Source organism: Massilibacteroides sp. (assembly GCF_028705895.1).
Classification (GTDB): domain Bacteria; phylum Bacteroidota; class Bacteroidia; order Bacteroidales; family Tannerellaceae; genus Massilibacteroides.
The window spans coordinates 1-14,656 of sequence record NZ_JAQWCQ010000005.1; the positions used below are offsets into that span (position 1 = coordinate 1).

13 protein-coding genes are annotated in these 14,656 nt (G+C 39.9%); 8 read left to right on the forward strand and 5 right to left on the reverse strand.

Features of this window, described 5'->3' with window-relative positions:
* Positions 1-549: 549 nt before the first annotated feature.
* Positions 550-708, reverse strand: a complete 159-nt coding sequence (locus PHT93_RS02035; RefSeq protein WP_300238873.1) for a hypothetical protein — start codon at positions 706-708, stop codon at positions 550-552.
* Positions 709-830: 122 nt separating this feature from the next.
* A complete protein-coding gene (locus PHT93_RS02040) occupies positions 831-1,742 on the reverse strand; it encodes a glucosaminidase domain-containing protein (RefSeq protein ID WP_300238874.1) in 912 nt (303 codons plus the stop codon).
* Positions 1,743-2,212: 470 nt separating this feature from the next.
* Here PHT93_RS02040 and PHT93_RS02045 point away from each other — a divergent pair, with 470 nt between their 5' ends.
* The 6 genes from PHT93_RS02045 to leuB all read left to right on the forward strand — a co-directional run bounded on the left by PHT93_RS02045 (position 2,213) and on the right by leuB (position 8,931).
* Positions 2,213-3,709: a 2-isopropylmalate synthase gene (locus PHT93_RS02045; RefSeq protein ID WP_300238875.1), complete on the forward strand. Its 1,497-nt coding sequence runs from the start codon at positions 2,213-2,215 to the stop codon at positions 3,707-3,709.
* 115 nt (positions 3,710-3,824) lie between these two features.
* Positions 3,825-5,225, forward strand: coding sequence for a 3-isopropylmalate dehydratase large subunit (gene leuC / locus PHT93_RS02050; protein WP_300238877.1), 1,401 nt, complete (start codon positions 3,825-3,827; stop codon positions 5,223-5,225).
* 27 nt (positions 5,226-5,252) lie between these two features.
* Positions 5,253-5,840, forward strand: coding sequence for a 3-isopropylmalate dehydratase small subunit (leuD, locus tag PHT93_RS02055; RefSeq protein ID WP_300238879.1), 588 nt, complete (start codon positions 5,253-5,255; stop codon positions 5,838-5,840).
* Positions 5,841-5,848: 8 nt separating this feature from the next.
* Entirely contained in the window at positions 5,849-7,360 is a 1,512-nt protein-coding gene (locus PHT93_RS02060) for an alpha-isopropylmalate synthase regulatory domain-containing protein (protein ID WP_300238880.1), read from the forward strand.
* Positions 7,361-7,379: 19 nt separating this feature from the next.
* The gene (locus tag PHT93_RS02065) at positions 7,380-7,823 is read left to right on the forward strand and encodes a methylglyoxal synthase (protein ID WP_300238882.1); all 444 of its coding nucleotides are present in this window, start codon (positions 7,380-7,382) and stop codon (positions 7,821-7,823) included.
* A gap of 37 nt (positions 7,824-7,860) precedes the next feature.
* Complete coding sequence (gene leuB, locus PHT93_RS02070; protein WP_300238883.1) at positions 7,861-8,931, forward strand: 3-isopropylmalate dehydrogenase; 1,071 nt, start codon at positions 7,861-7,863, stop codon at positions 8,929-8,931.
* A 68-nt stretch (positions 8,932-8,999) separates the two neighbouring features.
* On the opposite strand, the gene PHT93_RS02075 is transcribed toward leuB, so the two are convergent.
* Positions 9,000-9,821 carry a tetratricopeptide repeat protein gene (locus PHT93_RS02075; RefSeq protein ID WP_300238884.1) on the reverse strand — a complete coding sequence of 274 codons (822 nt, stop codon included), beginning with the start codon at positions 9,819-9,821 and terminating at the stop codon, positions 9,000-9,002.
* A 101-nt stretch (positions 9,822-9,922) separates the two neighbouring features.
* On the opposite strand from PHT93_RS02075, the gene PHT93_RS02080 reads away from it, so the two are divergent.
* On the forward strand, positions 9,923-10,786 hold the full coding sequence (locus PHT93_RS02080; RefSeq protein ID WP_300238886.1) for a mechanosensitive ion channel domain-containing protein: 864 nt from the start codon (positions 9,923-9,925) through the stop codon (positions 10,784-10,786).
* 9 nt (positions 10,787-10,795) lie between these two features.
* Here PHT93_RS02080 and PHT93_RS02085 read toward each other — a convergent pair whose 3' ends face one another.
* Positions 10,796-11,632, reverse strand: a complete 837-nt coding sequence (locus tag PHT93_RS02085) for a hypothetical protein (RefSeq protein ID WP_300238888.1) — start codon at positions 11,630-11,632, stop codon at positions 10,796-10,798.
* Positions 11,633-11,755: 123 nt separating this feature from the next.
* Here PHT93_RS02085 and PHT93_RS02090 point away from each other — a divergent pair, with 123 nt between their 5' ends.
* Positions 11,756-12,964 (forward strand): MFS transporter, encoded by a 1,209-nt coding sequence (locus PHT93_RS02090; protein ID WP_300238889.1) that lies wholly within the window; start codon positions 11,756-11,758, stop codon positions 12,962-12,964.
* Between the two features lie 79 nt (positions 12,965-13,043).
* Here PHT93_RS02090 and PHT93_RS02095 read toward each other — a convergent pair whose 3' ends face one another.
* A complete protein-coding gene (locus PHT93_RS02095; protein WP_300238891.1) occupies positions 13,044-14,651 on the reverse strand; it encodes a SusD/RagB family nutrient-binding outer membrane lipoprotein in 1,608 nt (535 codons plus the stop codon).
* Positions 14,652-14,656: the final 5 nt, after the last annotated feature.

Consider the following 14,656-nt stretch of genomic DNA (forward strand, 5'->3'; position numbering starts at 1 on the left):
CCGTTTTTTTTGAATTATCAAAATTGAACAAAAAAAGGCAATGGATAAAATCTCCCTATTCTTTTTGGAAAAAGATTCTATTCTTTTTTTGAATATAAAGGATATTTTTCAGAAAATAACCTTTATATTTTCGGTAAAAAACGGGCTATTTTAGTCTAAATGCAATATTTATTGGTCTAAAACGATGCTATAAATCAAAAAACAAGGATGGGCATTTTTTTTACGCGTAAGTAAAAGGATGAAAAAAGTGTCTATTTGTCAAAATAAAACACAAAAATCAAAACTCTTCGATTGATTTTAATGTATTGTAAATCAAGAATATGAACGGGATTGATTTTGTTGGAAGCCTCTGCTCAGCATAGTCTCTAAACCAATGTCATCAACTTAAGCTATACAGTTTGGTTTTAAGGCTGAAAGCCTGCTATAGTATAGCTCAACGCAACGCGTTGGGAAGGATGTAGAACGAGTCTCGCGCCCTGAAGGGGCAACATAGTAGATGTTCGGGTAGGTTTATACTGTCCTTTCAGGCCGCAAAGGAAGGGTGTCCTATTACCCAACACGTTGTGTTGGGCTGATATATACTCGGCTTTCAGCCGGAATTATTCGATGAATAGTAAGACTAAAGTGGAGCAAGAAGTTTGAGTTGATAACATTGGTCTCTAAAATACCAGTTTGCAGTATAGACGTATCATGATGGATTATTACCATAACAACCGGCTATTTTGCCTGACCCCTTTTTTATTTGTTGAAAATCAATGCAAAAACATCCTTTATATTTCCGAAAATAACCTTTGTATTTTTTTTGTGTTACTATGGTTTGAAAAACTTCTTTATCTCAGCTTTAATACATCTCCTTCTTCCGGAACGTATTCGTCATCTTTTTTATTCAATTTATAAAGGTTCTTTAATCTCATCCCGTATTTCTGAGAGATGCTATGCATTGATTCTCCAATCTGGACTACATGGTCGTAATAAGGTTTATCTGCTTTTTTCTTTTTCTTTTGCAAATAGATCACATCTCCTTTCTGAAGAGGGAAACCTGCCGGTACATCGTTGTACTTTTGGAGATCCTTAACCTTAAAGCCTAAATCATAAGCGATATCTTCAAAACTGTCACTTTCTCCTGCATAAATATATATAAGCCCATGCGTCTTATAAATGTTTCGTTTACTAATAGGCCGCGTTTCTGTTTTTTTCTTTTGTGTTTTTCCTCGTTTTGCAGAGTCAAATTGATACAGTTCATAATCTTCAATCATCTTTATCAATTTGTTTGCATAGGCACGATCGGTTGCATAACCGCTTTTTTGTAATCCGCGCGCCCAGCCTTTATAATCTTTCGGATTGAGACTGAAAAGATGTGCATAACGAGATCTTCCCGTAAGAAATAAAGCGTGATCTTCGTATGATTCTTCTACTCGTTTGTATTTCCGAAAACATTCACCTCTTAAGTCGTCATCATGGTAAGCACGACTGCCATTCCAGTCGTTATGACATTTTATTCCAAAGTGATTGTTTGATTTACGCGCTAACTCACTTTGCCCTGCTCCTGATTCTAAAATACCCTGAGCCAACGTTATACTCGCCGGTATCCCATATTTTGACTGATGGTTTACCGCTATAGCGTTATATTTATCAATATATTTTACGTAAGAAGCGTTCTTACGCTGCGCTTCCGCCTGTATCGAGGGAAAAAGAAAGAAAAGAAGGATAAGAAATCTGTATAATTGAGTTGTAAAATTCATGATTTAATTAGTCTTGAAAAAGTATCCCGACAAATATAATGAATAAAGAAAGACCATGGCCGTTTTGCGGTAAGACTCGTTTGTTTTTTTCATAAATCAAGGATATAAGATGCTCGTTTGCATACTAACTATAAGGTAATAACCGGTTGGGTAGTGATAGTTCAGGATTAAAAAGAGTTTCCTGATTATAAATTAAAAGGAAAAATGAATAAAAAATACGATTTTGTATTTGTTTGTTCCAAAAAAGATATATATTTGCATCATAATAAAGTAAAAAATGAGGTGATGACAAGTATTACAACAAATAGTCTTATTATTTCTCTAATTAATATTCTACTCTGGGGTCAGGTTAGGAAGTGAGACTGTTGTGCTTGTTTGAGCGTGAAAATAAAAATAAAGCCTTTCTCACTTCCTTGTGAGAGGGGCTTTTTTCATAATTAGCATATTAACAAATTTAGAATAAAAGGTTTATGTCTGACAGATTGTTTATTTTTGATACAACGCTTCGTGATGGAGAACAGGTGCCCGGATGCCAGTTGAATACTGTAGAGAAGATTCAGGTAGCAAAAGCTCTGGAAGAATTAGGCGTTGATGTAATTGAGGCGGGCTTCCCGGTCTCGAGTCCCGGTGATTTTAATAGTGTGGTGGAAATCTCTAAAGCGGTCACCTGGCCTGTGATTTGCGCCCTGACCCGCGCAGTAGAGAAGGATATCCAAGTGGCGGCCGATGCGCTGAAATATGCCAAACGAGGCCGTATTCATACCGGTATAGGAACATCTGATTACCACATTAAGTACAAATTTAATTCGAATCAGGATGATATACTTGAACGTGCTATTGCTGCCACAAAATATGCGAAACAATTTGTAGAAGATGTAGAGTTTTACTGCGAAGATGCCGGCCGTACCGACAATGCTTATCTGGCACGTGTGGTTGAGGCGGTGATCAAAGCGGGAGCAACAGTCGTAAACATTCCGGATACTACCGGATATTGTTTGCCGGACGAATATGGTGCGAAGATCAAATACCTGATGGAAAATGTAAACGGCGTTCATAACGCAACTATTTCTACTCACTGTCACAATGATTTGGGGATGGCTACGGCAAATACGGTTCAGGGAGTATTGAACGGAGCGCGCCAGGTAGAGGTGACCATGAATGGCATCGGCGAACGTGCCGGAAATACTTCGTTAGAAGAAATTGCAATGATCTTCAAAAGTCATAAGGAACGTGGCATTGAAACCAATATCAACACAACGCGTATTTATGGAGTGAGCCGGATGGTTTCGAGTTTGATGAATATGCCTATCCAACCGAACAAGGCGATTGTGGGGCGTAATGCCTTTGCTCATTCTTCGGGTATTCATCAGGATGGCGTGCTGAAGAATCGTGAAAGTTATGAAATTATTGATCCGAAAGATGTCGGTATTGATGATAGTGCAATTGTCTTGACAGCACGAAGCGGACGTGCAGCTTTAAAACATCGTCTTCAGATTCTGGGTGTCGATTTAAGTCAGGAAAAGTTGGATAAAGTTTATGAAGAATTTCTTAAATTGGCAGACCGTAAAAAAGATATCAATGATGACGACGTGTTGATGCTGGCCGGAAAGGACAGAACAGCGATGCATCGGATCAAACTGGACTATTTGCAGGTAACCTCAGGCGTGGGATTACAATCAGTAGCCAGTGTCTGTCTGGATATTGCCGGAGAGAAATTTGAAGCAGCAGCTTCCGGAAACGGACCTGTTGATGCAGCGATTAAGGCTGTTAAAATGATCATACACCGTCAAATGGTGATTCAGGAGTTCCTTATCCAGGCAATCAATAAAGGAAGTGATGATGTTGGTAAGGTACATATGCAGGTAGAATATGATGGTAGTCACTATTATGGATTCTCTGCTAATACGGACATAATCGCGGCTTCGGTTGAGGCGTTTATTGATGCGATTAATAAGTTTGTGAAATGACATGTTTTACCCCTAAGTCTTACCCCTAAGTTCCCTTCAGGGGATTTAGGGGTAGATTCCTACAGGTAAGAATAAACAATAAATATGTTCAATACTAAATAGTGTAAATAGCAGAATGAGTAAGACGTTATTTGAAAAAATATGGGAGAAGCATGTTGTGGATACGCTTCCCGACGGAACGATACAGTTGTATATCGACCGTTTATATTGTCACGAAGTAACAAGCCCGCAAGCGTTTGCCGGCTTGCGAAGCAGAGGTTTGAAACCTTTCCGTCCGGATAAGATCACCTGTATGCCGGATCATAATATTCCGACTCTCGGACAGGAACGTCCTATTGAGGATCCGATATCTAAAAAGCAAGTGGATACGTTAGAGGAGAATGCTAAATTGTTCGGACTGACATATTATGGAATGAACCATCCTAAGAATGGTATTATTCATGTTGTCGGACCGGAAAACGGATTGACGCAACCGGGGATGACATTGGTTTGCGGGGACTCTCATACTTCTACGCATGGGGCGATGGGTGCCATTGCTTTCGGTATTGGAACCAGTGAAGTGGAAATGACGCTGGCTACGCAATGTATTATGCAGCGTAAGCCGAAAACGATGCGTATTGTAGTGGATGGAAAACTGAAACCGGGTGTTACTGCTAAAGATATCGCACTGTATATTATTAGTAAGATGACAACGGGAGGAGCTACCGGCTATTTTGTAGAGTATGCAGGAGAAGCGATCCGGAATACCACAATGGAAGAACGTTTAACAATCTGTAACCTGTCGATTGAGATGGGAGCACGGGGGGGGATGATTGCTCCTGACGAAGTGACGTTTGAGTATTTGAAAGGTAGGGAATATTCTCCGAAAGGAAAAGATTGGGATGAGGCGGTAGCTGGTTGGAAGGCCTTGTGTACAGATGAAGATGCTGTATTTGACAAGGAAGTTCTCTTCCATGCTGAAGATATTGAACCGATGGTGACTTACGGAACAAACCCCGGTATGGGTATGGGAATAAAGGACTCTATTCCTGCTATGGAAAGCATTGATGAAGCCGGCCGGATTTCGTATAAGAAATCATTGGATTATATGGGCTTTAATGCCGGTGAACCGATTCAGGGAAAATCGATTGATTACGTGTTCTTGGGTAGTTGCACGAATGGTCGTATTGAAGACTTTCGTGCCTTTGCTTCTATCGTAAAAGGGCGTAAGAAAGCGGATAATGTAGTTGTTTGGTTAGTGCCCGGAAGTTGGGCTGTAGAAAAGCAATTGAAAGAAGAAGGAATCGATAAAATTTTAGAAGATGCCGGATTCCAGCTACGTCAACCGGGTTGTTCAGCTTGTCTGGCGATGAATGATGATAAAGTCCCTGCCGGAAAATACGCTGTGTCAACGTCCAACCGTAATTTTGAAGGACGTCAAGGTCCCGGAGCGCGAACAATTCTGGCCGGACCGCTTGTTGCAGCTGCAGCAGCCGTAACCGGTGTAATTACCGATCCGAGGGAATTGATGAACTAAGTAAAACCAATATAAGTTTCATAACAGATGAAAGAAAAACTAACAGTCGTTACGTCCACTTGCGTTCCTCTTCCTTTGGAGAATGTGGATACAGACCAGATTATACCAGCCCGTTTTCTGAAAGCTACAACCAAAGAGGGTTTCGGTGACAACCTATTTCGCGATTGGAGATATAATAAAGACGGAAATCCAAATCCTGATTTTGTATTAAATCAGAACACATACAAAGGAGAAATCTTAGTTGCCGGTAAAAACTTCGGTAGTGGCAGTAGTCGTGAGCATGCTGCCTGGGCAATAGGTGGTTATGGATTCCGGATTATTGTAAGTAGCTTCTTCGCTGATATATTCAAGAATAACTCGATGAATAACGGTTTGCTGCCGGTTGTTGTCTCTCCTGAATTTTTGGCAGAAGCATTTGAAACGATTACAGCAGATCCCTCTGTTACACTGACCGTAAATTTGCCTGATCAAACTATCACTAATAACGCAACGCAACGTACTGAACACTTCGATATCAATGCTTATAAAAAGGATTGTCTGATCAATGGATTGGATGATATCGATTACCTCTTATCTAATAAAAGCAAGATCGAAGAATACGAAAAGTCATTGTAAGAAAGCGTATGATAGAGATAATGGATACCACCCTCAGAGACGGGGAACAGACTTCCGGTGTTTCTTTTGCTCCGCATGAGAAGTTCGGTATAGCCCAAATGCTTCTTTCGGAAGTAGGTGTGGACAGGATTGAGATCGCTTCTGCGAGGGTGTCCAACGGCGAATATGATTCGGTCAGAAAACTGGCAGAATGGGGTAAACGAACAGGCAATTTAGACAAACTTGAAGTGCTTGGTTTTGTGGACGGCGGCGCGTCGCTTAAATGGATTGAGGACGCCGGGTGTCGTGTGGTAAACCTGCTTTGTAAAGGTTCGTTTAAGCATGTAACCGAACAGTTGCGAAAATCTCCGGAACAACATATTGAAGATATTCGTTCCGTTATCGCGCTTGCGGTAGAAAAGAATATTTCCGTGAATATTTATCTGGAAGACTGGTCGAATGGTATCCAGAATTCACCAGAATACGTGTTTCAATTGGTGGACGGATTAAAAGATCTGCCTATTAAGCGGTTTATGCTCCCTGATACGCTGGGAATCTTGAATCCGGGAAAGACTTATGATTATTGTTTACTGATGGTAAACAAATATCCGGAACTCCGTTTTGATTTCCATGCGCATAACGACTATGACTTGGCTGTTGCAAATGTTTATTCAGCTATTCGTGCGGGAATTAAAGGAATTCATACTACCGTGAACGGCTTAGGGGAACGTGCCGGCAATGCTCCGTTGAGTAGCGTCTTGGCAGTTCTGAAAGATCAATTGGGCGAAGAAACCAATTTAAAGGAATCGAAGATCAATAAGATCAGTCGGTTAGTGGAAACCTATTCCGGCGTACGTTTATCACCTAACAAACCGGTTGTTGGCGAGCATGTGTTTACGCAATGTGCCGGTGTGCATGCAGATGGAGATAGCAAGAATAATTTATATTGCAATGATCTTTTGCCGGAGCGATTCGGAAGGGTGCGTGAATATGCATTAGGCAAAACGTCGGGAAAGGCTAATATACGTAAGAATCTGGAGGCACTCGGCATTGAACTCGATGATGAATCCATGCGTAAGGTCACGGATCGGATTATCGAACTGGGAGACCGGAAAGAGATGGTGACGTCAGAAGATTTACCTTATATTGTAAGTGATGTATTAAATCACGATGGTACATCCGAACAGAAGATTAAGATACTGAATTATTCGTTATCTTTGGCTCAGGGTTTAAAGCCTGTTGCCTCTCTGAAGATAGAGATTGATGGGGAAGCATACGAAGAGTCTGCGTCCGGAGATGGACAATATGATGCCTTTGTAAGAGCACTCCGGAAGATATATGCCGATCTGAGACGCCCGTTCCCAATGTTGACCAATTATTCCGTTTCAATTCCTCCGGGTGGACGAACAGATGCATTTGTTCAGACCATCATCAGTTGGAATTATGCGGGAGTTGACTTTAAAACAAGAGGATTAGATGCTGACCAGACGGAGGCTGCTATCAAGGCGACATTGAAAATGCTGAATCGAATAGAAGGATAACGAATAAATACGAAATAGTATGAATAAGAGATTAACAATTGCCTTGGTTGCGCATGATAATCGTAAGGCAGATATGGTGGATTGGGCTGTTCATAATGCTAATTTTTTAGCTGAACACCACTTAGTATGTACAGGAACAACCGGTGGATTGATTGCCGAAGCATTCAGCGAGAAAGGTATTACTGCTGAGATCACCCGGATGCATTCAGGACCAATGGGAGGAGATGCCGAAATCGCAGCGATGGTGGTGCGTAAAGAGGTCGATCTTGCCATATTTCTGATAGACGATTTGAATCCTCAGCCGCATGAAGCAGATATCCAGATGCTATTGCGTCAGTGTAGAGTGCATAATATTCCGATTGCCTGCAATCGTTATAGCGCCGATCTGATGTTGACCAGTTCGTTATGGGATGATGACAACTATGTTCCGACAGAACCTCGTTACATATTCTTTAAACGTTAATCTCCGAAAAAAGAACACTTATTACAAACAAACATAGATGAAATTAAATATTGCAGTCCTGCCGGGAGATGGAATTGGTCCCGAAATTGTAGAGCAGGCCATGAAAGCCGTGAAGGCTATTTGTGATAAATTCGGACATGAATTAAGTTACGAACAAGCATTAGTAGGTGCTTGCGCTATTGACGAAGTAGGTAATCCGTATCCCGATAATACACATGAATTGTGTATGAAGAGTGACGCCGTGTTGTTTGGCGCTATCGGATCACCAAAGTATGATAATAACCCATCTGCTAAAGTAAGACCCGAACAAGGGTTACTGGCTATGCGAAAGAAATTAGGCTTGTATGCTAATATTCGTCCGGTAACGACTTTCCCTTCTTTATTACATAAATCTCCTTTGCGCTCAGACTTAGTTGACGGGGCAGACTTTATGTGTATCCGTGAATTAACAGGAGGTATGTACTTCGGTCGCCCGCAAGGAAGAAGCGAAGATGGAGATACGGCCTATGATACATGCGTTTATACTCGTGAAGAAATAGAACGTATTGTTCGCTTGGCTTATGAATACGCAGGGAAGCGTAAGAAGAAAGTTACCATTGTTGACAAAGCAAACGTATTGGCTACATCTCGTTTATGGCGTCAGGTTTCTCAGGAAATAGAAAAAGACTATCCGGAGATTGAGACGGAATATATGTTTGTTGACAATGCAGCTATGCGTATAATCCAATGGCCCAAAAGCTTTGATGTAATGGTAACAGAAAATATGTTTGGCGATATTCTGACTGATGAGGCTTCGGTTATTACGGGATCGCTCGGCATGTTGCCTTCAGCTTCAGTTGGAATTCACACTTCAGTATTCGAACCGATTCATGGTTCTTATCCTCAGGCAGCAGGGAAAAATATAGCCAATCCCCTGGCCACAATCCTGAGTGCCGCTCTTATGTTCGAATACGCTTTTAACCTAATGGAAGAAGGAACATTAATACGTGAAGCGGTTGCTGCATCAATGGATGAAAAGATTGTTACAGAAGATATTTCAGGAGAAGGAAAAGCTTATAAAACTTCTGAAGTAGGTGACTGGGTTGCCTCCTATATCACCAAAAAATAAAATCAGCAGAAAGAAATGATAAAGTAGAGACGTACAGAATGTGCGTCTCTACATGTATTTGTTCCTGTTTATTCCGTCATTTTCAGTAATTCATTGATAATCGTCTGATCATATCCCATTTCCTGTGCTTTGAGAAAGTCTTTTTTTGCGGATTCTTTTTCGTATTGTGCCAGGTTCACTTTTCCTCTGAGGACATAGATTGATGCGGTTGGTTCTGATTCTGACATAACCTTATTGATGTCTGATTTGGCGCGGGCATTTTTCCCCATTAAGAAATATAATTCGGCACGACTTTCGTATAGTTGCAGGTCTTTTGGTTTTTCATTGATCAAATAATTGTATATCCGTTCGCTTTCTTCGTAGTTTCCCCGCATTCGCTCCATAATGGCATGCCCCAAACGTCCGTAAATAGTTTTTTCGTTTACTTCCAGAATTTTGTCAAAATCAGCTTCTGCCTGAAGAAAGTCTCTCTTCTGAAGGAAAAGTATGCCTCTGTTATAGAGTGCGTTTTGTTCGATCGGATCTTCCAATAACAGAAAAGTGTAATCTGCAATGGCTTTATCTGTTTCACCCATTTCTGCATAAAGAGAGGCGCGATTACCCAATAATATGATATCCTTAGGGCGACGGCTTAGTGCAGTAGAATAGGATAGGAGTGCGTCATCCATTTTTCCCTGTCGGCGTTGGATTGTTCCGAGGTTGGTTAAAAGAGCATAGTTATAGGGATTAGCCGGCTCAAGGCGCATTGCCGCACGCAGACTTTCTTCTGCCGCTGTTAAATCTTCTTTTTCTAAATAATCGTAACTTTTCTCGATAAACTCTTCATAAGTTTGCGCGAGGGCTCCGAAAGAGAACGCAGAATATATTATGAATAAAAAAATAAACCTCATTTGAATAGATTTGATTGACACAAAACTACGCAATAATTCAGTCATCCGTAATGAATACAAATTATTTATATCTTTACTACAAATTATAAGATTTCGCAGATATGAGTTTTTTAGCAAATTTACTTACCATAATTCCCGATACGGTTACATCGCAAGAGACGGAAACCTATTTTGAAACATTGTTACGAGAAGGGGCTGAATTAGGTTTCTCAATCTTGAAAGCGTTAATTGTATTTGCGATAGGGAAACTTCTTATTACCTTATTAAATAAATTATTCCGACGGATATTGACTAAACGGAAAATAGATCCTTCTGTTAAATCATTTCTTTCCAGCTTAGTAAATATTACTCTAACTATACTTTTGATAATTTCTGTTATCGGAGCTTTAGGGATTCAGACCACATCGTTTGCGGCATTGATTGCATCTGCCGGAGTCGCAATTGGTGTTGCTCTCAGTGGAAATCTTTCAAATTTTGCAGGAGGTATTGTGATTTTGTTATTCAAACCATTCCGAGTGGGAGACTATATAGAGGCGCAAGGAATTGGAGGTACAGTTGAGGCTATTCAGATTTTTCATACCATATTAAATACGGCTGACAATAAACAAATCTATGTTCCTAATGGGGCAATGAGTAGCGGTGTTGTTACCAATTATAACAGGCTGCCGACACGACGCATCGAATGGGTGTTTTCTATAACTTACGGATCTGATTATGATGAAGTGTGCCGTGTTATTGAAGATATACTAAAAGACGATAAGCGAATATTACCGTCTCCCGAGCCATTTATTGCGCTTCACGCTATGGCGGAAACAAGTGTGAATATTGTTACCCGTGTATGGGTGCCGCGTGAGAATTATTGGAATGTTTACTTTGACATAAACCGTCAGGTATATGCTGCATTTAATGAAAAAGGGATCGATTTTCCAATCCCTCGGGTATTACTCCATAAACCTGATGCATAAAAAGTGACCTTACTTGGTCTCGTTGGTGTTTAGTTTCTTTTCTAAATACTCCAATCTCCCCTGCGCCTTGTTCATTTCTGTTGTCATATGATTGATATCGCTCAATACCGTTCCTAAATTGTAAGTAGCAACAAGCGCTTTCTTATCAGCATCAGCAATATAAATGATATAGGGCTTTCCCCCAGTATATTCAACCTTAATACGTTCTTTTGTATTATTGAAAATAAGATTGATTGCATCTAAACCCGCTTCACCTTTATAAGTAACAACCTCCGTTACCGCTCCTTCATCCTTGAAACGATAGTTAACACCTCCGTCATACGGAATAGTAGCCGTTTCAGCAAAAAGACCACTTGGCGTGCTTAATTTTATTGACGTATGGTTAATAGGAGTATTTCCATAATAAACACTGGCTAAATACATTTCTCCTTTCTCATTTACTCCGCAACGAATATAACAACGATTAATATTTCGTTCTATCGTTTGCTGTTTCCATATGTAAGTTCCTATTTCTTCGTAAACCGAATCTTTTTCAAAAACAAAATCTTTCCTTAATGCTTCAATTTCGGTAAGGCGGATAGGCATCAAACTGTCACAATATGCTAATGTACGTTCAGCCTCTTTCTTTTCGACTAAACGCATGAGATTGATGCCTTCTTTAAGGACATTAAACTCTTTCGGATAGAGTACGCGTACGCTATCTATCTCATTCTTAGCTGCAAAAAACTCATTCGCTTCATACATTTTACGTGCGTTGTCTAACCTTGCACGTGCTTCTTTTTCGTTGTTATTGCAACTACTGAAGATGATACCTGACAAAATGATATAACCAATTACCTTTTTCATATTCCATTTATGCTTATCTTAATGCAAACTTACAAAATTCCGTATATATCTTTGCTTACTGCAACCGCTATATCTTTTTTACTGTTTACTCAATAGGTTGCTCATTTTATAAGATCATCATAAATGAAAGATTGGAAGAACGTTTTTTATATTATCTGGACAGGACAGTTTGTCTCTATTTTAACCAGTACAATCGTTGGTTATGCAATTGTTTTATGGCTAAGCTTTGAGACACGTTCTGCAGAAGTTCTTGCTTTCGGAACAATAGCTGCATTCATTCCTCAGGCCATAATAGGTCCCTTCGCCGGAGTGTATATTGATCGTTGGGATAGAAAGAAAACTATGATTGCTGCAGATTCTTTTATAGCCTTATGTACTTTAATCCTGTCTTTGATTTTTATGATTGGAGAAGCAGAAGTTTGGCATATATACCTACTGCTGGTCTTACGTTCCATAGGATCCGCCTTTCATGGTCCTGCAATGCAGGCATCAGTGCCATTGTTAGCCCCCGAAGAAGAATTAGGTCGTATTGCAGGAGTTAACCAAATGATACAATCAATAAGTGTAATCGCCGGACCGGCAATAGCGGCTTTGCTTATTTCTATTATGGATATAGGGTTTATTCTTTTGTTCGATATTGTGGGCGCAATTATTGCTTGTCTGTCGTTATTGTTCGTTTTTATACCTAATCCGGAAAAGAGTATTAAGAAACAACATGTTTTAGGAGAAATGAGAGAAGGCCTGCAAACAATCACTTCGCATAAAGGCCTCCGCTATCTGGGACTTTTCTTTATACTGTCAATGGTTTGTATAATGCCTATCGGAGCCTTATTTCCTCTGATGACGCTAAACCATTTTAACGGAACCGCTTTTCAGATAGGCCTTGTTGAAGTGTTCTGGGGTGTCGGAATGCTTATTGGTGGTGCAATGATGGGACTTAATAAGAAATCTTACAATAAAGTGACCGCAATTAATATAATGTATCTACTCATAGGATTATCCTTTGCCTTTTCAGGAATGCTTCCTGCAACAGGAGGTTATGTGCCTTTTGTCGTTCTGACATTTTTCAATGGGATAGGAGGAGCTGTCCAAAATGCTTGCTTTACTACCATTATACAAGAGAAAATAGAACCAGATAAATTAGGACGTGTTTTTTCCATGTTCATGAGTGTTGCCGTACTCCCGTCAATGATCGGCTTGTTAGGCACCGGTTTTGCCGCCGATACAATCGGAATACCGAATACATTTATAATTCTCGGTAGTGTAATTGTTCTGTTAGGAGTTTTTTCCTTTATGATTCCTTCATTGATGGCATTAGGACGAAGGAAATAAAACGATATAATTGTGACTAAAAAGAAAAAGAGGACATCTAAATAGTCTTAGATGCCCTCTTGATATTGTGTAAAAGCGGTTATTTAGCCCAGAATAATTTAATATAGTAACTATCATCTCCACCCATGCTTTGTACTTGAGTTTCCCAGTTACTTGTATTATTACTACGTTCTGAAGCAGGATATTTTACTCGATAAGGTGCTTTCTTTAACAGTTGAGCTCCTCCATCTTCAGGAAAATAAATGTCAGGGAATCCTGTGCGACGAATTTCATTCCATGCTTGTGATGATTGAATAAATCCGAAATTCAGCCATTTTTGAGTAATAATAGCTTCTTCTTTATTGGATGCAACGTCCCATGCCTTGTTCGCATATGCCTCAACTACGGCATCCCCAGGATATGTTAGTTTTGTTCCTTCAGAACTCGGACTTATTTCATTCTCATTGAAATAGAATTGAGAAGAGAACAAGACACCGTCAACATACGCTTGTTTTGCATCTCCGTTTGCCCATCCTTTCTGATAGGCTTCGGCTTTCAAGAAAGCTACTTCTGAAGCTGTAATAATCGGACTAATAAATTCAGTATTGTAGCTTACTGTTGTCGAGTCAATCCGTGAATACGCACGTTCTGCAGATGGTTTGTCAACATTTATCTTTTGCTCGGCATAGGTTTCGTTTTCTGGATCTAATCCCTTATATTCGCCAGCCGCATTCTTTGAATACAAGATTGGAAGACGAGGGTCATTTTCACCAGCAACAGTTTTTGTTAATGCATTAAGCATCGCACTGGAAGCATTTACATAATTACCATCAGCATATCCGGTTCTTAAGTCATCCGGATTAAAGAAATTAGCAGTATCTTCATTATTAGAATCTAATTGAATTCCTCCACTATTGCTATCAACTAATGGGAGATTTCCATTCAGAATTTCTGCAACCACTTGTTTCCCTTTCTCTGCTAATGTACCTTGCGACGCTACACGAATAGCAAGACGTAAACGTAATGAGTTACAGTAAGCTTCCCACTTGTTCAGATCACCTCCATTAATAAAGTCCTGATTAGGTAAATAAGCTGCAGCTTGTGCGCTTAAATTTCCGTTTAAGCTATGTATATTAGTATAAAGCTCTCCAAGACGATCTAACATCATTGAATATAAATCTTCTGCTTTGTCATAAGAAGGAAAACTTCCCGCAACATCACCAGTAATGTAGAGATACCCTGCTTTTTCAAAAGGACAGTCTCCAAAAATATCTACGATTTGTGACAGATGATCATAAACAAAGACTTCTGCAAGATCTTTAAAGATGGAGTAAGTAATTTTTTCTTCATCGCTCAATTTACTATACACATCTTCTAAAACGCGAAACTGCGTTAGGGTGTTGTAAAAGTTTACCCAGCGATCATTGGCATAACCATCACTTACCGCGTAAATATTTCCTTCATCATTCATAAAGCCTACGGTTTGGGCATAAACTCCGAGTGAGTAGTTGTCCCAAGTCCAGGCACGCCAATAAGAATTGAATGTATATGTACGACCAGTATAAAATACACCTGTCATCAGTTTATCACATGAAGCTTTTGATGTTTCTGATGGATTATCGTACTTGTCCGTATATTCACTGTCTGCACAAGAACCCAAAGAGAACGTAGCTGCTAATATGATGAGGTATGAATATATTTTTTTCATTTTAT